This window comes from Pseudomonas sp. UBA7500 (assembly GCF_002478435.1).
GTDB classification, from domain to species: Bacteria; Pseudomonadota; Gammaproteobacteria; order Pseudomonadales; family Pseudomonadaceae; genus Aquipseudomonas; species Aquipseudomonas palmensis.
The window spans coordinates 14,867-35,392 of sequence record NZ_DLNW01000044.1; the positions used below are offsets into that span (position 1 = coordinate 14,867).

The window sequence follows — 20,526 nt, forward strand, 5'->3', positions numbered from 1 at the left end:
CCGGAGGAAGCTTCTTCCTCGATGAGCCAATTGCGCATTTGGATGACCTAAATCGAGTGGCAATCTTGGATATCTTCCGGCTGGTGTCCGCCTCGATACCGTCCATGAACCTAATCTTGACTACTGCCAATGATTCGCTGGATCGGCGCATGGCTCAAAAAGTTTTCCAGCATTACGGACAAGCATTTGTTGAACATGATTCAATTGGAAGGTTACTCCCGCACCGGAGCTAAAATGACAGTTCAGGGCAATGCGGCGGTGCCTAATAACCCCGGTCAAGCCGAGACAACTGAAGGATCAGCCTTAGCGTATCCAAGCGGCTGAAGCGTGGCAATCCTTTGGAATCCGTCGTCATAGAGTAGGTCCAGCCCTAGCCACGCTGTCAATCGTCAAGTTTGCAAATTTAGGAAGGGGTTGTTTGGGGGGGGCAGCAGACCAACGAGATTGGCGTCACGCAGGATGTAGCCGTTAAGGGATGTGGTTTTCCGCGGGCCTCGTACAGTACAAGTCCAAATGTTCTGGCTATTGGGCTTTCTGAGATGAGCATTCAGCTTTTCAAATTGACGTTGGATTCGTCGCCAGGCTTCGCTTTCAGGATCTTCCGCTGCTAGCTCTGGATGCTCCGCAGCGTAGCGCTGGAAAATGCCCGGCGTGACCAGGAAAAAGGTGCCGTCCACGGTGTGGACCTTTGCCTTGCTGTCGTTGACCATTAAGCGATGACTATGAATTCCTTCGCGCAGCCATTCGAGAAAGGCAAGCCCCGCGCCATCTTGTGGTGGCGCAGCGGTGGAGTACAGGCTTTCCGCGCTTGGTCCAGTTTCAACCTCGCTCGGTTCTTGCAACATGTCGATCAAATCGTCGAGATAGTCAAAATCCTGGTTCGGGTGCTCGGGTACGGGCTGTTTTCCTTCCGGAGTTGGTTGCGGTAGGTCCAAAGCCGACTCGCAGGTTTCACCGGTCGGCAGGGAATGCTCCATCATCGGCTCAACCGTTCCTTTAAAGCAGTCTGGCCGGGGTTCATCGGCCCAAATCAGGCTCGGTTGCAGGCGGAGAAAGGTAAAGCGATGTTGCCAGTCATCGTCTGTTACGTTGGCACTCCATACCGCTTTGCCCCCAGGTGTCGCGTCCACTAATCCGTGTGATTGCAGTTCATCGAACATGGCGATGTTGGAGGAGGGAATACCGTCCACCGATTGAGCCAACAGGTAGGCACGCAGCCTGTCGGTCGCGGTTTTGCTGACCAACCACAGATGGTCGGCGGTGAGCCAGCCGGCCGCGCCGGGCTGGTTGAGCTTGAATTCGTTCTTGATCAGGTGGCGCAACCCCGTCAACAGGTGATGCTGCAGCGAGTGCTTGGGTGCTTGCAGTGCCTTTGTCGGGTTGGCACCGATGTTCTGTGCCGTGGATACCCGGTCGGCTTGCAGGACCAACTCTCCGAGCGTGCCGGCGAGCTCGTAGTGGTCGGCTAGCAAGGACAGCAAATGCCCCCACAAGACAGGGTAGCTGCTGAGCCAGTCGAGTAGGCCAGGACTCAGGATCTGCATATACAGCAGCCCAGCGGCGGCACCGTGTAGCTGGTAATCCCGGTCGGGGTGGTAGCGGAAGCGATAAGGCTGATTCAGGGGGCCGTGCCAAGGGTGCCAGGGTTCACCGTTCTGGTACTCCACATGAAGATCGACGGCGATTTTTCCAACATCATGGAGCAGGGCGCCGTAGGCAATGGCGGCACTCCAGGCGTCAGCCTGCGCGGCCTGATCTTCCGGAGCGGCACCACTGGGGAGTAAGTAGGACTGGCGTAACTTCAGGCTGCACGCCACCAGCTCCAAGCCGTGGTCGAGCATGCCACCTGGATAGGCATGGTGATGGCTCTCACTGGCCGGTAGTTGCTGTACATAAGTGGCAAAGCGACGTATCGGTTCGAGGTAGAGTTGTTCGAACTGTAGCGGGGAGAGGGCCGTGTATTGCCAGATGCGCTCGAGCAGCCTTTTCCGGTGGCTGACAGCGAGCAGTGATTCCGCCGACAGTGGTTGATGAAAGCCCACGGCGGCGGGAGAGGTCTCTTCGGGAAGGCCTTTTTGCGGTTTGAACCACCAGCGTCTCATCGCAGTACCTGCCTTGCGTTCAAAAGGTCCTTTTGCCTTTTCGGATAAGCCTCTTACCCTTGCGCCCCCTTCCATTGACACCATTACCCTTTACCGCCTTGACCTTTTTCGCGAGTGCGATAATCCGAAGTCTGGCGCGTCGGGTTAACCGGTCGATCGGCATAGCCGACCCTTTCGAGTGGGGGTAGACTGCCCGGCATCATGTTTCTGATCTGGGGCGCTGATGACGCTGAGTGATGCGGTATTGATCGTACTGCTGGCGGACCGGATTCATGGCACAGATGCTGCCATTCGGTCTGCCGCCAAACGCTGTGCGAAAAAGTTGCCGCGCAGCCAGCGCGACAGCTTGTTCAAGATTGGTAGCAGCGCCGTGCCTCGCGAGGTGGTGGCGCACCTCCGTCAGAACTTGTCTGATTGATCTGTCACTGAGTTTTGCAATTAATGAGCATGAAATGACCCTTAGATTGGGAATTAATACTCGGATGTTGAGTGTGTCTCAGTTAGTATTCATTCACGTGTCTCATACCTAGGAACGATTTCTCATGTCCAAACTTGCCGAATTCAAAGCACTGGAAGCGCAACTGGCCGCGCAACTTCAACAGCTGGATGCGATGAAAAACGATTCCGGCCTGAAGCAGGAAATCGAGTTTGAACAGAAGCTCAAGGCCTTGCTGGAAGAGTACGGCATGAGCCTGCGCCAGGTGATCAGCATTCTGGATCCGTCCAAGGGTGTGAGCGTGAGTGCCGCAAGCGTGTCGAGCGGTGCTCAGCGCAAGCCGCGCGAGGTCAAGCGCTACAAGAACCCGCACAGTGGCGAGGTCGTGGAAACCAAGGGTGGCAACCACAAGATCCTCAAACAGTGGAAGCAGGAACACGGCTCGGACGCCGTCGAGAGCTGGCTGGAGTAATCGACTCCGCATAAGCGGTCGATGCTGACCCTGCAGAAAAACAAAGGCCCCGAATTGGGGCCTTTTTGCTGGGTGCGCCAGGCATGGCGCGTTGCGCGTAGCGCAACCCGCTTGGTTGTGGTGGCCAAAGCGGGTGACTTGGAGGTGAAAGTCCTCTACACACCCGGCAAGGGGAAGTGTTAGCCGGAGGCAAGGGTGTCGTGGGTGACCGCGAATCTGAAGGAAGCCCGAGGCAAACTGCTGGCCTGACGAACAGGAAGCGGATAGAGGCGGCACAGCGGGGTGAGGCGGCCCAAATCGTCAAAGCCCAATACTTGCACGGGGCGCTGTGACGTAAATCCGACAGGCATAAGCAGGAAGGTCGCGCGAATTACCCTGGGAGATCTGCACGTTTGCCGATGTGCTACCGAGCGTCGAGAGGCGACGGGATGAACGTGCAGAAGTCAGCCGAAGCCGTAGTAAGTGGCGGATAACCGCGCCACCAAGGGCCGAACAGGTTATGCCGCTAGTAGGCGTCACTGTCTCGTTGGTAGCCGTAATGCAGAAATTTCCTACAACGGAATCTGTCACTCCGAATCCCGGCCAGAAGCCGAGGGTGATGCCTGACAGTGCAAAGGTGCCGGCGGCGTCAGCGACGTGGACGAACGCGGAGCCGGACACGCTGATGGAGCGGGTGCTTGCACCGGCCAACCTCAGGCGTGCGTATCAACGCGTGGTCAGCAACAAGGGGGCTCCGGGTGCCGATGGCATGACGGTCGCTGACTTGGCGGGCTACGTGAAACAGTATTGGCCAACCCTCAAGGCCAGGTTGCTGGCCGGTGAATACCATCCCCAAGCAGTGCGAGCGGTTGAAATTCCCAAGCCGCAGGGCGGCACACGGCAACTGGGAATCCCCACCGTCGTGGATCGCCTGATCCAGCAAGCATTACAGCAACAACTCACGCTACTCTTCGATCCGCTGTTTTCGGACTACAGCTACGGTTTTCGTCCGGGCAAAAGCGCTCACCAAGCCGTTGAAATGGCCCGCTCCCATGTGGCGTCGGGGTATCGCTGGTGCGTGGAACTCGACCTGGAGAAGTTCTTCGATCGGGTCAACCACGACATCCTCATGGCTTGTATCGAGCGCCGTATCGGAGACAAGGGCGTGCTCAGGCTGATCCGTCGCTATCTCGAAGCCGGTGTCATGTCGGGCGGTATCGTCAGTCCGCGGCAGGAGGGGACGCCGCAAGGCGGCCCGCTCTCGCCGTTGCTGTCGAACATCCTCCTGGATGAACTCGACCGCGAGTTGGAGCGACTGGGTCATCGCTTCGTACGCTACGCCGATGATGCGAGCATCTATGTTCGCAGTCCTCGGGCAGGCGAGCGGGTGTTGGCCAGCACCGAGCGCTTCCTGTGCCATCGTTTGAAATTGACGGTGACGGAAGAAGAGCCAAGTGGCAGAGGCTTGGAAGTGTGACTATTTGGGCTACGGGATGAGCAGGCACCAGCAACCAAGGCTGCGCGTGGCAACGATGAGCCTGGGGCGCTTACGCGAACGACTCAGAATATTGCTGCGCAGTGTAAGGGCCCGCAAAGTGGCGACCGTCATTGAGCGAATCAACCCTGTCCTGCGAGGCTGGGCTGGCTATTTCAAGCTCAGCCAGAGCAAACGCCCACTTGAGAAATTGGATGGTTGGGTCAGGCATAAACTTCGCTGCGTCATCTGGCGTCAATGGAAACGGCCCTCAACGAGGGCGCGCAACCTGATGCGCCTGGGCCTGAGCGAAGAACGTGCCTGTAAATCGGCCTTTAATGGCCGAGGCCCGTGGTGGAATTCGGGGGCGTCTCATGTGAATCAGGCGCTACCGAAGAAGCTGTGGGATAGACTCGGACTGGTCTCGATACTGGATACGATCAACCGACTTAGCCGCATGATCTGAACCGCCGTGTACGGAACCGTACGCACGGTGGTGTGAGAGGACGGCGGGTGCGAACCCGCCTCCTCCTCGATTTGAGGGAAATCACGCAGTGAGTCGCTCCGGCGCTTCTGTGGTGCGGTCGGCCTGCAGTGCCAGCAGGAACTCCGAGGCCTCACGGGCCTGGCCACTGGCGCGGAAAATCGCACGCTTGTCTTCCTTGAGGATCTTCAGCCAGGGGGCCAGGTACTCCTCGTGGCGCAATTCTCCCTGGGTGGCGGTCAGTGCGCAGAGAAACGCTGCACCCATTTCCGCGACCAACTCCTCGAAAGCATAGGCTGCGGAACCGAACGCATGCCCGCCGGTGATGCCATCGCGATTCAAGCGCGATCGATGACCCGACCAGTGAGTCAGCTCATGCAGGGCCGTCGCGTAGTAGCTGCCGACGTCCTCGAATTGAGCCTTGGTGGGCAACTGGATGCGATCGCGCAGCGGCTGATAGAACGCGCTGTCGCCATAGCAATGCTCGATTTGCGCGCCGCTGGCTAGCAGCAGCTGTTCGGCCGGGGCATGGTCAATAAAAGCGGGTGGCTCGGTGTGCTCAGTGGGGCCTGGCTCCTCGTCAGGCAAGCCTTCGGTCTGCTCGATGTTGAACAGGCAGTGCGTGCGCAAGAGGGCAAACTGCACCATCTTGATATTGCCCTGGTCATCGCGAACGAGCTGGCCGTCCTCGTCGTGCGCCTCCTTGCTCATCGGTTTGTACAGCACCGCGAGGGTGGATTGCTCGCCCTTGCGTACATGGCCACCCGCTTTGCGTGCCTGGTTGATGGTCAGCCAGCGATCCTGGGTGAAACCTCGCAGGCGCGCCTCGGCCCACAGCAGTGGAATGTTGATGCCGGTGTAGGGTCGTCGGGTGATGGCGTTGATGGGAAAAGGAGATTCAGCTTTTGAACCGGTGGTGGTCCAGGGTTTGATCCAGGGGATCACGCCTTGGCTCAAGGCGCTGACGATCTTGTTGGTGACATCCAGATAGATATCGGACATGGCGTTCTCCGGGCGTGTAGGGGGAACGCTTCCCAGCCGGGAAGGGTTCCCGGTGGGGCAAGTGAGGCAGTAGCGGTGCTGACAAGGTCAGAGGGCGGCGATATCGACTACGATCTCGCCGGGTAGCCGGATGAGCAGAAAAGCCGGGCCCCTGTGTGGCGTGATGCGATCCAGCTGAAGCTGCGGCAGGTGAGCAGGTACTGAAGTGCCGTTGTGCCGCAAGCGGTCGAGTTGCAGTTCATTGGGGCAGTGTGAAGCACGCGGTGCCGAAGTCAGCACGCTGTTGAGCAGGTCTGCCAAGCGCAGGCCTGACTGTCCAATCGGTTCCTCGCCTGTGACAGGGTCAATGAACTGCTGCCAAACGCCTGGGCTCAGCACCACCGCATCGGAAAAGCGCTTCATCCTGGACATTGGGACCTCCGCGTAGCTGATCCCGCGGCACCTCATGTGAGGTTCGTGCGTGGACCTGCTCAATCTGAACAAGGCATTGAGCTGGGTGCGTCCATGTATTAAACCGCGCTTGGACGTGAGGTCAATCTCCGATCTACACCTCATATGGAGGGCTCTATCCAGGGAGTTCCAGCGAAGACTTCCGTCCTTGGACTCCTGACAAACGGCGATCTTCAAGCGACTGAAGATGGATGCGAGAGGCGCCCAGAGAGGCCCGGTTAAGGTGCCGCTCTGGGTACGCGTATAGCTCGCTTCTGCGTTCAAGACTTGCCTGCCGGATCAACCTCGGCGGCCAGGTACAGGTGAGTGAAGGTGGCCTCTACCACCAACGATCCTGCAGTGCCGCGAAGGCTGGCGAGGACAGGATCATCGATGTCGAAGTACTCGGCAAAATCATCGCCGCCGAATTCTTCGCGGGCCGATTCCACCAGGTGTCGAAGTCGTCGACGCTGGGGTTGCAGCCAGTGGCATAGGCCACGCGTTTGCGGCCGCCACCGTCCGGTTTGCTTTCGCCGATCTCGGACATGAGGTAAACACCGTGGTCCTTGACCAGTATCAGTCTGCAACCATTGATACCGGCCTCGGCCAACACGGCGTGAAGTTCAGTGCCTGTGAAACGCAGCATGATGAGATCCTCCAGAGGGTGCGGATGAACGCCACCCGCGTGGGAGAGTTCCCAGCACTGGAATGGATGTGAGTAAGGTGCAACGAAGAGGCAGGTTCAGTGAACCCGGGGATTAGAAAGCGTTCATCACCGGGGAGCGGTGACCATACGAGCTGCCGAACGCGAATCGCATTTCGGGGTAACCATCACATGCGTGACGTAGCCTCAAAGGTTATGGCTACCTGGGATGCCAGAAAAACCAGCGATTGCACAAGTGGTTTACCAAGCGAACCGATATTGAGTCAATGGCGCTTTTCAGTGGAGGCAATGTTCCCTATCCAATGAGCACCACCGGCGATAATCCGGGTTGTCCAAGTGATCAACGGTCATGGAATTCAGCGACAGAGGAGTAAGCTAAAGCTTGGATCCAAATTAACGGTAGTGGTTTGGCCGCAAGCGCGGTGATGGGTAAGGGAGGTAATCAAATGTCGACTCCAGCTTCTGCCAGTTCCGGCCGGACCGGTCTCGGCAGGTTTCTCATTCGCACTGCGGTTGATGCTGGTCGAATGATGCAACGACTCGAAACGAAAGTGCTGCACTCTCGCATATTGGTTTCAGTACCTTGCAAGTATCGGCGATTTGGCTTGCAGGTTATCAAGTTGCTCCTCGTCCTTGCGGTTGCGTCAGTTGCACTTTTCCTGGCGATCGGAATGGTCGCTCTCTGGGCTATGGCGGCACTGCCCATTACGGCGTCCGATGATGAGGAACCTGGTGTGCATCAGGTCAGTCACCCTCAACATCAACACAAGTATCCAGAGCTGTATGACGAGTACGGGGCGCTCAAGTAGAGTCTTATTTGAGTTTCTGGACACCTGTCATTAGCTGTGATGAGCCTCTTCCTGCTTGTGTCTGAGCGGCCTCTGTTCCACGAGTAAGAAGGGTCTGGATAGCACTTCCCACGTTGTATCCCGCCCAACTCATTGCACCGATAAAGATCATCGGTAGCAAAACAAACATTGCGCCCATGACGTACTCGATCACCTGCGCGGTGACCGTTCCGTCCATGAAGCCTGCTGTCGGCAACGACAACAGCGCCTGGTCTGTGACCGATACCTGGTTGTACAGCGTTTCGAGCATGCTCGAGTCGATCCAGCGCGCGAGCTCCCACCAGAAGGTGAGCATGTGCAGCGTGAACAGCGCGAACGTGATCGTCATTAGCGCTTTGAGCTGGTACGTGCTGATCAGCAGTACCAGCGGCAGGCTGATAATCGTGCCCATGATCAAGAAGGCCTGGACCATCGGCAATGCTGCGCGTAGCGCATTCATTGCCGGGAAATTACTGAACGAGCCTAGGGCCAGGCCGGTGTTGGTGGCCAGGTCGTTCAGCCCTTGCGTCAGCGAACCGCCGCGGGCGCTGCTGCCGTAGTCCTGGAACACCTGCCCAGGCGCCATGCTCAATGACTGCTGCCGTGGGCTCACCAGCTCGCGCAAGGTGGCGTCTTCGACCTCCGTAGAGGTGCGCCCCGTCAGCCAGCCCCGTAGTTGCGATAGCAGTGATGGATCGACCTCGGCCACCAAGCGATCGCGCAGTCCGATCGTGCCGTCGCTCCACCATTGTTTGCAGGTGGGGTAGCCAGCGCCGTTGTCGAGCTGCGGCAGCGAGGTGTCGCGGATTTCGTCGTACGGCCAATCGACTCTGGGCATTCGCGAGCGGTCAGTATCGTAATAACCCGGTGTATTGAGCAGGTAGGTCGAGCCTATCCAGGACGCATCGTAGCTTTGCGACTCGTCCAGCTCGGGGCGATTGGTGAACAGCCGCGAGCGCGAAAAGCCGTAGCAGTCCCTGGTGAAGTCGGCGACTTCCTGCAGAAGCACTTGGTCATTTATGCGCGAGCTGTCGATCTCCATGCGCATCGCGCGGATGTCGGGCGCGCAGGGAATCGACGCAGTCGCGGCGGCAGTGATGCCTTTGCTCATGGCATGCACGAGAAACCACCACACCGGCACGTTCGCTGACTTCTCGCCGATGGTGTTGAAAGTCGTGCCCCAGGCCGTGTCGGCGGGCCTGGCCATTGACACTCCACAGCGCTGGCTCGCGGCATCGTCGAAAGTCAAGGAGGACAGGTTCAGCGGGAAGAACGGCATGCAGCCGAACAGAATGACCACGTAGCTCATCCACAACCGGTTCTCGACGCGAGGGATCGACAGCAGGCCCTTGTTGCCCTCGTCGGCACCCTGTTGGCGGGCCGACAGCCACTCCTGCAGGATGATTGCACCGAAGGGGGCGGCGAACAGCCCGGTGTCCGCCAGCGTGTTCCAGATCCCGTTGTTGATGATCCAGGCCAGCAGCGACAGGTAGTACTCGAGGTAGCTGTTGGTGCTCATGTTCATGGCTGCACCTCACACGCGACACAGCTCGACAAGGATGATCGAGCTGAAGCCGATCAATCCCAGACGCTTTAGCCGTTGCTGGTCCACAGGCGCATGCCGCCTGCGCAACGCTGCGGCCCAGCCGGTGAAGATCAGGGTGTACAGCAGGGCGCGCCACCACGCGAAGTAGGTGGCAGTTGCCCGCGTTGGTGCGAGCCAATCCAGCTGGGCGGCGAGGAGTTGGATTGCCATCAAGGCAATCAGCAACATGATCAGCATGGTGCCGAGGATCAGCAGCACGTGGACGATCAGTGATCTCATAGATGACGTGATCATGGCGTGCTCCTCTCCTGGTCAGCCCGACGCAGTCGGTCCGGCTCCGGATCGCGCTGATCAATGCTGCGCGAGGCGTCGGCGCCGCCGGCGTGACGATCGAGGACCAGGCTGGCGGTGTTGGTGGCCAGCGACTGGCGTACTTGCAGCTCGGTTTGTAGCAGGCGAATCTCCCGTTCCAGCGTTTCGACGTTGCTGTTGAGGGCAGTCGTGGCGGGCTGCGCCGATGCCACGTTCGGCTCATGGCTGCCGGCGAACAGCGTGCGCTGCAGCAGCATCGCCTTGTAGATCACGCTGGACAGCGCGGTCTCACTGGCGAGGCGCCGGGCCAGCAAGTTCTGGTCAGGGTCATCGCGCAGCCCCTCGATGACGCCGCGGGAGACCTGCAGCAAGGGACTGGAGACCTTGCCGAGGTTCTCTGGGGTGGGCTGGTCGGCGCCCGAGACCATCCGTTGAAGTCCCTCCAGGTTTTCTGCGTAGGTTTCCTGTATTAGCGGCGACAGGCCCGTACCGGCGGTGACGCGCAGCGTCTCGCAGTCATCGCAGGTTTCCACCTCGGTTTCACCGAGCACCTGTGTCGCCCATTCCGAGGCCTCCTCGGGGCTCGACCAGGCTTGGCAGATAGCGCCATTCTGGCAAGCCGATCCGAGGGCGGAGGTGTCTTCGACGGATCGGTTGTGCAGCAGGTTGTAGCCGGCCTTGACCACGTCAGACGTCACCCGGATGGGTTGCTGTCCGTTACCGCCGGCCTTCTGCCCACCGACCCAGCTGACGCCGTTGTTGCCGTTGTTCGACTCGGTATCCTTCACCGCCATTACCGCATCGCCGCCGGACTGCTCGAGGTTGTGCTGCATTTCCTGATTCTGGGCCAGCGCGCCCCAGCCGGCTTGGTCGACATTGTCGGCCATTTTCGCCGCCATCGCCTGGCAGGTGAGCTTGGAACGATCGAAGTCGATGCGCCCCTGCAGCACGCCATTGCTCAGCAGCTCATACAGCCCGGGGTTGGCGCGCTGGATGATCATTGCCGGCAGCGACATGACCGCCTGTGTGGCGTTCTGGATGACGTTGCCCATGATCTGCTGGAAGCCTTGGGTGGCGCCATTGAGTTGGTTCTGCAGGGTGTTCGAGAGGTTCATGTTTCCGCACATCATGTTGGCGCGCCACGACATGCCCACGCCGAGGCCATTGGGTCGGTAGAGCGAGGAGGGCGCTCCCGCCGCCGAACCGCCGCCGATGGTGTACATCACGCGGTCATCCAGCACTGGCGCCTGGTCACCAAGGTGGTAACCGTTCTCGGCGGCATGGCCCGTGGCACACACGAGGAAGCACACCAATCCGAGCGCGAGGTTGTTCATCATTGGCCTCCATCAAAGTCGATGCTGAACAGGAAGGTCTGGCCCATGCGCTGGCAGCAGCGGTAGGGCCGCCACAGCGACCAGGCGTAAGCGCCGTCGGTGCTCTGGACCGTTGGGCTGGGGAAGATGGCGCAGGTGTTCTGGATCACCGGGACCAGCAACTGCCAGCGGTGATTGTTGACGTTGTTCTCCATCACCGGCTGCGGCGGCCAATAGCCGGGAGCCGGCATCGGCTGCAGCGGCCAATAAACGTGCGGCTGGCCGACGCGGGTGATGAAGTCGCTGGCGCGCTGGGCCATCACGGCCGCCGCTTTGAAATCATCGGGCTGCACCAGAAAACCGTGGCGCGGATACACGCTGCCCCACATCTCCCCGAGAGCCTGGTTGCCGATTTCACGCATACCCGGGACCAGCGCCTGCGGATAGACGGATTCGGGAACGGCCTGGCGCCAAGCCAGCGGATCTAACGTGCTGAGGTAGTAGGGCGCAAACGGCAGCGCCCCACTTGGGCAGGCATAGCCGAACGTATGCGCCAAAGCGGTGAGGGCAGCCCCGCCGGGATGGCCAATGCCGTCGACATTCTTGAACCTGGGCAGGTTATCGCGCTGCGGCGAAGGCGTGATCAGGTTGCCACCCCCTTGCGAGGCCGGCGTGGGCGCCGACAGCGCCGACATTTCGCTCCAGGGATTGGCGCCGGTGTCGGCATAGCTCGATACCACCAGCTCGGGAATGAAGTGACGGATCTTCGGTGAGGTCCGCACCGTGCAGCCGAACGGTGTGCACAGCAGCCAGTAGCAGATTCCTACGACCCGATATTCCAGACACTGCAGCGAAGTGACGGAGGCTATGAGGGTTGGCGTGGTCAATGCCAGACACTGCTCGGCGGCGAGCATCAGAGCTGCCGCAGTGAAGGCACGGCCACGGCGAGCGGTTCTGGGTTTCGGCGCTTGGCTTCGGGTGAAGGCGGTGAGGTTCATGGGCAACGCTCGTCAGGTTGCAGCGGTGTGCATCCGTGCGCCAAGTTTCAGCATCCCTGATCCGGTGCTGGAGGAGGGCGGACAAACCGAGTCCGGGGTGATCGGTTTCGTCGGGCGCTCGATTTAGAGGCGCGAGATGAGCAAAATGCTGAAGGAGTACATATGTGCTCTTTCCGATTTTTTCTAAGCAGAAGGGCTCGGATAGCCCTGACGGTATCGTTCACGAGATGCCGCGCAGGCGATCAATCTCCGCCGCGATCTGCAGGGCGGCTTCCAGCTCGGACTGCTGGTGCTCTTCCATCAATCGCCAGCGCTGGGCTTTTTCCTCGGGTTCGGTCATGGCCAACGCGAGGTACAGGCTCGGTGGGACCGCGCGGAACAGAGTCTCCAGATTCTTCGACAGGACCACGCCCTCGGTGTATTTGCCCGAGGCTTTGCTCGCGGAGAGCAGCAGTGCTTTCTGCGCCGGGGTGAGTTTCTTGAAGCGGGCGATCTCCTCGATTTCTGCTGGCGGCATATTCAAGCAGATCCACCACTCGATCATGTTGAGCATGGTCTGCGCCGCATCGGGCAAGTCGGCCATGTTCTGCGTTGCCAGCCAGAACCAGGCGCCGAGCTTACGCCACATCTTCGTTCCCTTGACCACGAAGGGTGCCAGCAGCGGGTTCTTGGTGATGATGTGGCCTTCGTCGGTAACCATGATGATCGGTCGCCCCAGGTACTGATCGCGCTCGGCGATGTTGTTCACCGTGTTCATCAGGCTGATGTAGCTGATCGACATCTGCGCCTCGTAGCCCTCACGGGCGTACGTGGCGAGGTCGACGATCGTCACGTCGCTCTCCGGCCAAGGGGTGCCGGGCCGGTCGAACAAGGCACCTTCGAAACCCTGGCAGAACAGGTCGATCGACTCGGCCATCTCCTGCGCGCGCTCGCGGCGTTTGTCCGGAAGGTGAGTGTCGCTGGCGACCTTACGCAGGGCATCGCGAACATGCCGGGTCAGCACCTGCTGCTCAGTCGCCGCGCAGTGCCGGGCGGCATCGAGGATGCACTCGCGGATCAGACTGCGGTCTGCCCGGGTCAGGCGCGCCTCTTCCTTAGCTTCGCCGCCGGTGATCATCAGCCTCGCGGTGATCTCCAGTTCGCCCAACACATCGCGCTGCTCGTCATTGTCCGGCGCGGCCTCATCCAGGTCTTCAGTCGACAGACTGGCGACCTGGTCCGGATGTTCGATCAGGCGTCGGGCATGGGCGAACGGCGCCAGGCTCACATCACTGCCTGGTTTGAGCTGAACCTTGTTGACGGACAGCCCGAGGGTGGCGAAATAGTCACCCTGTAGACCAAAGGAGTTGCCCGCCTCGACGATGAACAGCCGCGGCCGGTACACGGCCATGACCTGCATCAGGATCGAGACCAGGGTGGCCGACTTGCCGGCGCCGGTCGGGCCGAACAACAGCAGGTGGCCATTCATCGAGCGGTCGAAGCGTGACAGCGGATCGAACGAAAGCGGCGCACCGCCACGGTTGAAAAAGGTGATGCCCGGGTTGCCGGTACCGATGCTGCGTCCCCAGAGCGGCAGTAGGTTGGCGACGTGCTGGGCAAACAGCAGTCGGGTGTACCAATTCCGTGCGTCCCGCGCCGGGTTGTAGACCATCGGCAACCAGCGCAGATAGCTGTTGCACGCGGCCACTTCATCGCCCTCGCGCACCGGCTGCAGGCCGGCGCCGAGCAGGACGTTGGCAGCCTGGACCGAGCGCTGGCGCAACTGCTGTTCATCGGCACCGCGCAGGTACAGCGCCAACGTGCCGCGGTACAGCTTGTGCTGGCGACCAATCAGCGCGCGGGCCTCTTCCACGTCCTGGCGGGTTTGGGTCGAGGCGAGGTTCTCGCCGATGGCTTTGCGCGCCAGGCGATTGAGCTGCTCCTCGAGCACATCCTGGGGCGTTATCACCAAGGTCAGGCTCATCACCGCCTGCTCGGGCAACTGGTCGAACAGGGCGTTTAAGGCTTCGCCCTTGCGCGTTTCGCCGGTCAACTGGCCGATATGCGGTGGCCTGCGCAGCTTGTCGACCACCATCACGGTGTGCGGCTGCTGATCGAAGTACCACAGACCTTGCTCGCTATCGGAGCACGGCTCCTGAAAGAACAGCCGCTCGGCGAAATCGTGGTCGAACGGCAGCGGCAGCTCCTCGCCGCCCTCCGTCTCCGTGTAGGGCACACGTCGATAGAACGCGGCAGGCGTTTCGTCGGTGAGGGCAGGGGCGGGGTTGAACCAGGGCAGCAACCAGGCGTAGAAATCACGCCCGGCTAGGCGTCGAGGGCTGACCCCGCAGGCCTGCAGCGAGGCCACCAGGCGATCGCAGGTGCGGTTCAACAGCTGAACCGAGCTTTGCCCATCATCGTCAGCCTGCTCTCCGAGCCAGCGGTAGACCACTAGGCGAATACGCCGATTGCTGCCGCGCCACGGCAGGTGAGACACCACGTGGTCGTCGAACAACCCGCCCGGTTTGCCGACGGCTTCAAGATGGCGGTGCATTGAGGCGAGGAAGGCCTCGGTGAACGGCGTACCTCGCGCGCGCGGCGCGATGTAGCACTCCAGGCGTTCAAGGAATGGGGCAAAATCAATGTTGTCCTGACAGAAGAACTGCACCACCCAAGGTGCCTGATCGAGCTCGTCGAAGCTGTCCTGCAGTGCATCTTCCAGGGCGTCGCGTGCCGCCATTAGCCAATCGGGCTCACGGCCCTCGGTGCCGATCGGCTGCAACTCGAACACGGCGCCCACGGAACGGTTGTCGTCGAGCAGAAAACACTGCTCATCCTCGAGGTATTCGACCCAGGGCAAATGGTCGGCAAAGCTGGGGTTGTGCGCGTACTGAGCGGCCTCATCGGCCAGAGTGGCGCGCCGACGCCGCGCTGCGCGCCAGGGCTGCCAGCGCGGCGGGTCGCGACTCGCGTCATCGGCCATCACAGATCGTCCAGGCGCTCGCCGGGCAGCGCGTATTGGACCTTCTCGTACAGCGGGAACACGGTCGAGTAGCCAGGCACAGGCGTCTCTTGGGTACCGGCCAGGTGCGGGTAGACGTACATGACCAGGTCTGGGTTAGGCAGGCGCGGGAACTGTGCACGGATTTCGTTGGCCGCCGTGCGCGTGTAGGCGCTCTGGTCGTTGATCAGGCGCTCGGGATCCAGCACCGGGCGACGCAGTTCGCCACGCGCCTCCAGCAGCTGCTGCTGAGTACCAACCGAGCCACCGCCGTTCCAGATATCCAGCATGGTGTGATCGCCGTGGGGCAGCATTTCTTCCTTGCTGGTGGAGCAGCCGGCCAGGTGCAGGCCGAGCAGCAGGCTAATCCAGATCCAGTACCGAGACGGATGGGCTTTCATGGTTCACTCTCCGGCCTTTGGGTTCGTAGTCGATGCTGATTTCGTGGTCCAGGTGTAGAGCCACCTTGGCCCCAGGGGGCACGTAGATGGCGGCGAAGGCTTCGCCGTAGAGCTTGTTGATCCACGCACGGATGTCGCCAATGCCACCGCTGATCACCGAGTTCAGCGCGCTGTTACCGCTGTCCTGGGACAGGCTCAGACTGCCGCTGGCCGAATTGATGAACGAGGTGTTGGTCTGCTCGCTGCCCAAGGCTGCAGCGAAGCCGGCGCCGGCTGCGGTGATCAGGCTCTGGCTGCCCAGGTATTGCTGCGCGTTGGAGCGGCGCTCGCCGGAAATGCAGGGAATGCCGTACGGGTCGGAGATGTAGCCCAGGCCGCCGCGGATCTTCTCGGTGTCCGAGGTCTGAGTGCTGCTGCGATTGCGGCTGACAACCTTCTGCGGCTGCGGCACCGTGCGGACAGTACCGTCGCTGAAGACGAAGGTGATCGACTCGACTTGGCCGCGCACGCAGGACAACGTCCAGTCACCGGCGGCAGTGCCGCTCATGACCGCGCCGACCACGTCCGGCAGGTCGATGCCGTTGGCAGTTAGGTTGTCTGGCCCCACCAGCACCTTGAACGGATAGGGATCGTTCACTGTGCCGTCCACCGGCACCCGGCCAATCAGCGCGGTCATGGCGATCGAGCCCATCAGCGTCGAATTCTCGGGGATGGTGTAGACGGGCCTGGCGCCTTCGGTACGGTCCTGAGCGTTCTCCAGATCACGCTCGCCTTTGGCGACGGCACGCAAGCGGTCCTGGCCACGGTCGATGGCGTTGTTGTCCAGGGCGTGCAGGTCCTTAAGCTTTGAGGTCAACGACGACAGCGGACCATCAGCTTTGCCGGTATCCTCTTGCCCGACGCGTGCATCCGACGGTTCGATCCACTGCACCGCATCTGGCGGTGCTTGAGCCCCTGCAAACTGCTGCTCGTCGCCCTGTTCAAGACCGAAGCCCGCAGGTACATCTGACTTTGCGGCTGGCTTGCCAGTGAGCTGGTCCTTGAGCCTGGAGAGCAGCCCCTGGGTCTCGCGGTGTTGCTGCTCAGCCTTCTGCCGAGCATCGTTGGCCTGCTGGCGCTGCTCGGTGACTTGTTGGGTGACGCTGCTCAGCGTGCTCTGGATGCGCGTGTCGATGTTGCCTTCGCGCGTGCGCAGCCGGTTGTTCTCGGTCTGCAGCGCATCGTTGCCTTTCTTCAACGTCAGCATTTCGCTGCGCATCGCTTTTACCTGGCCGATCAGCGTGGCCACGGTGTCGCGCGGGGTGTCGCCGGCGATGCCCAAGGCTTTGGCCTGTTCCGCACTGAGCGTGGCATTCTCCGGATCGTGAGTTGGCTGGCCATCCGGGGCGGTCACCCAGGACTTGATGATGATCAGCACGATGGCCAGCAGGACCGCAGGCACCAGCCACTTGAGCAGGCTGTTAGCTTTCATGATCGGCAGCCTCCGGTTTTGGCGGGGGCAACAGCAGCGCATGCTTCAGGTCGCCGCCGCGGGTGACGAGGTAGGCCACGGTGGTGTCTTCAGGCGTACCGGTGAGACCGAGGTCCGCGTGCTGGAAGGTTGCGGCGTACAGCGTGGCCTGCAGGTGACGCGGGTCCAGCGCCACCTTGCCCGGACCGCGATTCACGATCTTCACTGCGGTCACCCAGTAGTCGCCCAGCCGCCAGGCCGCGAGTGCCTTGATCGAAACCCGTTCGGTGGGCAGCAACGAGCTGAGTGCCACAGAGCCGCTCAGCGGCACTCGTCGCACACCGGGCAGTGGGGCCACGGTACGCAGGGGCGCATAGAGGTTCTGCGCCGCATAGCGGGTGAGCACCACCGGTACTGGCGTCGCTGCAGGTGTCGCCTGCTTCGCAGCTTCCACCTCCGGTACCGGAGCCTGGGCCACGATCTTGACCGGCTCCAGCGTCTCGCTGCCCTCAAGGGCCTCGATGTCGATCAGGATGATGTCGCCTGACTTCACCGACTGCAGCTGCAGCCGGGTAGGGGGAAGGGGTTCTGCGGCACGCAAGTACACCGTGCCGCCGACGGATTGCACCCTTAGCTTGCCGGCGATCGCGCCGGGCAATCCCACGCGAACATCCTCATCCAGCAGCAGGATGCGTTCCTGGCCCACCGTAAGCGGTACGGCCAGCGGCAAGCGATCCCAGTATTTGACCTCGACGGCCCCAGCGACTGAACACCATCCGGCGGCCACCACCAGCATCAGGATCAAGAAACGCGTCATCACGCACCTCCCGGCAGCGCCAGCTTCTGCGGTGTGCCTTCGTAGCAGTCCAGGGCGAGGCCCCACTTGTTGTGCTCGGGGTCGACGTCAAAGCGCACCACGCGCAGCGGATAGCGAACCACCACGCGTTTCACCGGCTCAGCGGCGTAGTACTCGTCGGCGTTGAGGTCAAGCTTCACCAGCCAGCTGTGCTTATCCAGCTGCTTCACCCGCAGGTCGGGGTCGTCGCTGTAGCCGCGGCCCAGCACCTCATACACGCCGCGCACCCGGCCGCGCAGTTCGCCGGCAGCCTTGCGGTACTCGAAGTCGCCGTCGAAAAAGGTCTTGCACGCCGGCGTCAGGTAGGGCTGCAGGGCAAAGATGGCGCGGTGGTAGTCAACCTCGCCGTCGGTGGGCCAGCGGTTGAGCTGGCCGAAGATGTACAGCGCGAAGGCGTAGATGTTTTCCGGGGGTACATCCCACCACTTGCGCGTACTGCCGGAGCGCAGATCGGGCGGCACGTGAATGGTCAGCTCGGAAGGCGAGGACTGCCAGCCGTACCAAAGCCCGCAGCACAGAAGCGCCAGGATCGAAACGGCCAGTCGAAGGCTGAAGATATGCGCCTGCTGCGCATCCACCTTGTTGCGAAAGCGGCTCATGGCGTGACCCTCGCATGTCGACGCGTGCGGCGCACGGTCCAGGGGCCCGAATGCAGGATCAGCTGGTGGGTACCAATGCTCCAATACACTGCCAGGTGCCATTGCAGATGCCGGTAAAGCCAGGTTTCGGGGCGGGCGCGCTTGGCTCGGCGGAGTAACTTGCCTCCGCCTAGCAACACCAGCGCCATGCAGATGAACATGCAGGTGGGGAGGGTGGCGATGGAAGCGGTGGCCACCGCCAGCGGTGCACCGAGGATCACACCTAGCCCGGCACCGACCACTAGCGCGACCCACATCTCGTCGTTGGTGAGCCCGCGAAGAACGGCCGGATCACGGTTTAGGCGTTCCGGCAGGAAGGTCAGCGTACCGTCAGGTAGGGTGGCAGGGGCTTCGGACATGGTGACCTCACAGGATCGTCGCGGCTTTGGTGAGGAACCACAGGATCACCACCACCAGCAGCGCGCCGACGCCGACCACGACGCCAAGGTCCTTCCAGGTCTTGCGCTGGTTCTGCACGTCGGCGTAGACGGTGAGCGAATGCCAGGCCACACCGAGGAAGGCGAGGGTGGCGATCAGCAGGCCGAGCAGGATGCCGCCGTCGTAGGCGTAGTTCTTGATGGTGTCGATCAGTCCAGAGCCTTCGCCGCGGGAAGGCGCCTCCATGGTCGGCAGGTCAGCCCAGGCTAGCGTCGAGCTCAGCAGCACCAGGCCCCCGAACAGGACTTGAGAATAGGATTCCCGCAACAGAACGAGCGAGCGATGGCAACGACGGGAGAGATTCATGGCAAAGTCTCCTGCTTACGACAGCATGAAAAACATCAACACGATCAGGGCGAGGGCCAGACGCAGCGTGCTGCCGCCGAGCGCACCGAAATTGAGGTTGCCGGCCGCCCAGCCGCGGTAGCCGGTCCACAGGGCCCAAGTGCACCAGAGCAATGCGAGCACCAGCACTGATGAGCGCCACAGCACCGAGCTGAGCTGGGGAGTAAACCCGGCCACGGCAGAGAACGCGCTGAGTTGGGCGTCAGTCATGCTCATCGGATGGCCTCGCGAGGGACGCTTCAGTGCGATAATCACCGGTCAGCTCAGCCATGTCAGCTGGCTGCGCGCGGCAGGGCGATAGGTATGTGTGGATGCCTTGACGCACACGTTCAAGGTCCGCAGCGAACCTTGAATAATCGAAGCGATAGCGGGCCCCTACGGCATCGACAGAAACGCTGTTTGCACGGTCGACCAACTGCTCGATGGCGGTGATCTGCCGTTGCACCAGGCCGAGATCTGAACGCTCCGGCGAGTCCTGAGCGGTGGAGCCAAGCGACACCAGACAGGTAAGCAACAGGGCGGAAGAGGAAGTGTTCATGGCGAAATCCAGCCGGGTATTTGGCATTCACCCTGAGTACTTAGAGCGCGTTTGGCATGGGTTAAAGGGATCTGCGAGCTTTCGCTTTAGGACAGAAGGAAGCAGCGGGAGCACCTTGCACCATCCGTAGCTCCGACTCTTAGCGGTCTGGCCACCATCAGCACCGGTAGCTAAACGGTAACTGCCAGTCTTTGATCGAAAAGCAGCTGACAAGAAAATCGCCACAGTTCCTCAATCCCGATCATGTCATGTGACTGCCGGACATCCATGTGGGGCGGATTTCAAAGCATCGTGTGCGGGATTGCCCTTTAGCTCGGGCTGCGGAAACTCACCGACTTTGGCAGTAGCCGATAAACATTCAAGTCTGTGGACCCCGAGATCGTCCATAGCAGTGATGTCCGGGGCTATATTCCGTCGCATCCCGCCCCTCTCAGTAGCGCCTTCTCTGCCTCACCGCTTGGCTTCGAGACTGAATTTTTGCTAATACATTGCATCAATAGCGGATAGGCAGAAGGAGGGACTCTCATGGCTGGACAGCAATTGTATGTAATTGAATACGAACTCCACGGTGAGCAACGCACGTTTATCATCCGTCTGGAGAAGATGGACAACGCCGCCGCGTGGCATTGGGCGAGCTGCGATGCCGGTGTCGGCATCATCCCAAGGTTTGGTCAGCACAATATCAAGCTGGTGAGCCGTCCTTTGGCCGAGCGCTATGGCGTTTCCGAGGTCAGGTGGAGGCTAGCGGGGCAGGGGCCGGAATTCGTACCTCCGCCTATTGATTTCAAGAAGTTCTCGGAAGGGGCTAGTGGCGCGTAGCGCTATGCAATGGATCAGTTTTG

Annotated in this window: 22 protein-coding genes and 2 pseudogenes; 7 read left to right on the forward strand and 17 right to left on the reverse strand. The window is 61.0% G+C overall.

Annotation, left to right across the window (positions count from 1 at the left end; translation table 11 throughout):
• The first annotated feature begins 129 nt into the window (after positions 1–129).
• On the forward strand, positions 130–324 hold the full coding sequence (locus tag B4I46_RS17035; RefSeq protein WP_286901085.1) for a hypothetical protein: 195 nt from the start codon (positions 130–132) through the stop codon (positions 322–324).
• A 65-nt stretch (positions 325–389) separates the two neighbouring features.
• Here the strand turns inward: B4I46_RS17035 and mobH are convergent, their stop codons facing one another.
• Positions 390–2,102: a MobH family relaxase gene (gene mobH / locus B4I46_RS17040; protein ID WP_286901087.1), complete on the reverse strand. Its 1,713-nt coding sequence runs from the start codon at positions 2,100–2,102 to the stop codon at positions 390–392.
• A gap of 223 nt (positions 2,103–2,325) precedes the next feature.
• Between mobH and B4I46_RS17045 the strand changes: the two genes are divergently transcribed.
• The 3 genes and pseudogenes from B4I46_RS17045 (at position 2,326) to ltrA (ending at position 4,929) form a co-directional block, all read left to right on the forward strand.
• Entirely contained in the window at positions 2,326–2,520 is a 195-nt protein-coding gene (locus B4I46_RS17045) for a hypothetical protein (RefSeq protein WP_286901089.1), read from the forward strand.
• Positions 2,521–2,644: 124 nt separating this feature from the next.
• On the forward strand, positions 2,645–3,010 hold the full coding sequence (locus tag B4I46_RS17050; protein ID WP_053868010.1) for a histone-like nucleoid-structuring protein, MvaT/MvaU family: 366 nt from the start codon (positions 2,645–2,647) through the stop codon (positions 3,008–3,010).
• 499 nt (positions 3,011–3,509) lie between these two features.
• A pseudogene (gene ltrA, locus B4I46_RS17055) lies at positions 3,510–4,929 on the forward strand (group II intron reverse transcriptase/maturase).
• 81 nt (positions 4,930–5,010) lie between these two features.
• Here the strand turns inward: ltrA and B4I46_RS17060 are convergent.
• The 3 genes and pseudogenes from B4I46_RS17060 to B4I46_RS17070 form a co-directional block, all read right to left on the reverse strand.
• The gene (locus B4I46_RS17060) at positions 5,011–5,949 is read right to left on the reverse strand and encodes an ArdC family protein (protein WP_286901092.1); all 939 of its coding nucleotides are present in this window, start codon (positions 5,947–5,949) and stop codon (positions 5,011–5,013) included.
• Positions 5,950–6,036: 87 nt separating this feature from the next.
• A complete protein-coding gene (locus tag B4I46_RS17065; protein ID WP_286901093.1) occupies positions 6,037–6,360 on the reverse strand; it encodes a hypothetical protein in 324 nt (107 codons plus the stop codon).
• A gap of 299 nt (positions 6,361–6,659) precedes the next feature.
• Positions 6,660–7,024 (reverse strand): annotated as a pseudogene (locus B4I46_RS17070) (DUF3085 domain-containing protein).
• A gap of 464 nt (positions 7,025–7,488) precedes the next feature.
• Between B4I46_RS17070 and B4I46_RS17075 the strand changes: the two are divergent.
• Positions 7,489–7,851: a hypothetical protein gene (locus B4I46_RS17075; RefSeq protein WP_286901095.1), complete on the forward strand. Its 363-nt coding sequence runs from the start codon at positions 7,489–7,491 to the stop codon at positions 7,849–7,851.
• Between the two features lie 4 nt (positions 7,852–7,855).
• On the opposite strand, the gene B4I46_RS17080 is transcribed toward B4I46_RS17075, so the two are convergent.
• Genes B4I46_RS17080 through B4I46_RS17095 form a run of 4 tightly spaced genes read right to left on the reverse strand, consistent with a single transcriptional unit; the run spans position 7,856 to position 12,038 of the window.
• Positions 7,856–9,394 carry a conjugal transfer protein TraG N-terminal domain-containing protein gene (locus B4I46_RS17080; protein WP_286901097.1) on the reverse strand — a complete coding sequence of 513 codons (1,539 nt, stop codon included), beginning with the start codon at positions 9,392–9,394 and terminating at the stop codon, positions 7,856–7,858.
• Between the two features lie 9 nt (positions 9,395–9,403).
• On the reverse strand, positions 9,404–9,709 hold the full coding sequence (locus tag B4I46_RS17085) for a hypothetical protein (RefSeq protein WP_286901098.1): 306 nt from the start codon (positions 9,707–9,709) through the stop codon (positions 9,404–9,406).
• A complete protein-coding gene (locus tag B4I46_RS17090) occupies positions 9,706–11,061 on the reverse strand; it encodes an integrating conjugative element protein (protein ID WP_053868017.1) in 1,356 nt (451 codons plus the stop codon). Before B4I46_RS17090 ends, B4I46_RS17085 begins: the two co-directional genes overlap by 4 nt.
• Positions 11,061–12,038 (reverse strand): TIGR03756 family integrating conjugative element protein, encoded by a 978-nt coding sequence (locus B4I46_RS17095; RefSeq protein ID WP_286901099.1) that lies wholly within the window; start codon positions 12,036–12,038, stop codon positions 11,061–11,063. The genes B4I46_RS17090 and B4I46_RS17095 overlap by 1 nt, the downstream gene beginning before the upstream one ends.
• On the opposite strand from B4I46_RS17095, the gene B4I46_RS17100 reads away from it, so the two are divergent.
• Positions 12,037–12,165, forward strand: a complete 129-nt coding sequence (locus B4I46_RS17100; protein ID WP_256127447.1) for a hypothetical protein — start codon at positions 12,037–12,039, stop codon at positions 12,163–12,165. The genes B4I46_RS17095 and B4I46_RS17100 overlap by 2 nt on opposite strands.
• A 93-nt stretch (positions 12,166–12,258) precedes the next feature.
• Here B4I46_RS17100 and B4I46_RS17105 read toward each other — a convergent pair whose 3' ends face one another.
• Genes B4I46_RS17105 through B4I46_RS17145 form a run of 9 tightly spaced genes read right to left on the reverse strand, consistent with a single transcriptional unit; the run spans position 12,259 to position 19,684 of the window.
• A complete protein-coding gene (locus B4I46_RS17105) occupies positions 12,259–15,000 on the reverse strand; it encodes a conjugative transfer ATPase (protein WP_053868019.1) in 2,742 nt (913 codons plus the stop codon).
• The gene (locus tag B4I46_RS17110) at positions 15,000–15,419 is read right to left on the reverse strand and encodes a TIGR03751 family conjugal transfer lipoprotein (RefSeq protein ID WP_286901101.1); all 420 of its coding nucleotides are present in this window, start codon (positions 15,417–15,419) and stop codon (positions 15,000–15,002) included. Before B4I46_RS17110 ends, B4I46_RS17105 begins: the two co-directional genes overlap by 1 nt.
• Complete coding sequence (locus B4I46_RS17115; protein WP_053868021.1) at positions 15,382–16,890, reverse strand: TIGR03752 family integrating conjugative element protein; 1,509 nt, start codon at positions 16,888–16,890, stop codon at positions 15,382–15,384. Before B4I46_RS17115 ends, B4I46_RS17110 begins: the two co-directional genes overlap by 38 nt.
• Complete coding sequence (locus B4I46_RS17120) at positions 16,880–17,686, reverse strand: TIGR03749 family integrating conjugative element protein (RefSeq protein WP_053868022.1); 807 nt, start codon at positions 17,684–17,686, stop codon at positions 16,880–16,882. Before B4I46_RS17120 ends, B4I46_RS17115 begins: the two co-directional genes overlap by 11 nt.
• Positions 17,686–18,324 carry a PFL_4703 family integrating conjugative element protein gene (locus B4I46_RS17125; RefSeq protein WP_053868023.1) on the reverse strand — a complete coding sequence of 213 codons (639 nt, stop codon included), beginning with the start codon at positions 18,322–18,324 and terminating at the stop codon, positions 17,686–17,688. Before B4I46_RS17125 ends, B4I46_RS17120 begins: the two co-directional genes overlap by 1 nt.
• Positions 18,321–18,722 carry a TIGR03750 family conjugal transfer protein gene (locus tag B4I46_RS17130; RefSeq protein ID WP_286901104.1) on the reverse strand — a complete coding sequence of 134 codons (402 nt, stop codon included), beginning with the start codon at positions 18,720–18,722 and terminating at the stop codon, positions 18,321–18,323. The genes B4I46_RS17125 and B4I46_RS17130 overlap by 4 nt, the downstream gene beginning before the upstream one ends.
• Before the next feature lie 7 nt (positions 18,723–18,729).
• Positions 18,730–19,107, reverse strand: coding sequence for a TIGR03745 family integrating conjugative element membrane protein (locus tag B4I46_RS17135; RefSeq protein ID WP_286901106.1), 378 nt, complete (start codon positions 19,105–19,107; stop codon positions 18,730–18,732).
• A gap of 15 nt (positions 19,108–19,122) precedes the next feature.
• Entirely contained in the window at positions 19,123–19,362 is a 240-nt protein-coding gene (locus B4I46_RS17140; protein WP_041167230.1) for a TIGR03758 family integrating conjugative element protein, read from the reverse strand.
• Positions 19,349–19,684 (reverse strand): RAQPRD family integrative conjugative element protein, encoded by a 336-nt coding sequence (locus tag B4I46_RS17145; RefSeq protein ID WP_197885018.1) that lies wholly within the window; start codon positions 19,682–19,684, stop codon positions 19,349–19,351. Before B4I46_RS17145 ends, B4I46_RS17140 begins: the two co-directional genes overlap by 14 nt.
• A 525-nt stretch (positions 19,685–20,209) precedes the next feature.
• Between B4I46_RS17145 and B4I46_RS17150 the strand changes: the two genes are divergently transcribed.
• Positions 20,210–20,503, forward strand: coding sequence for a DUF6555 family protein (locus tag B4I46_RS17150; protein WP_197885017.1), 294 nt, complete (start codon positions 20,210–20,212; stop codon positions 20,501–20,503).
• Positions 20,504–20,526: the final 23 nt, after the last annotated feature.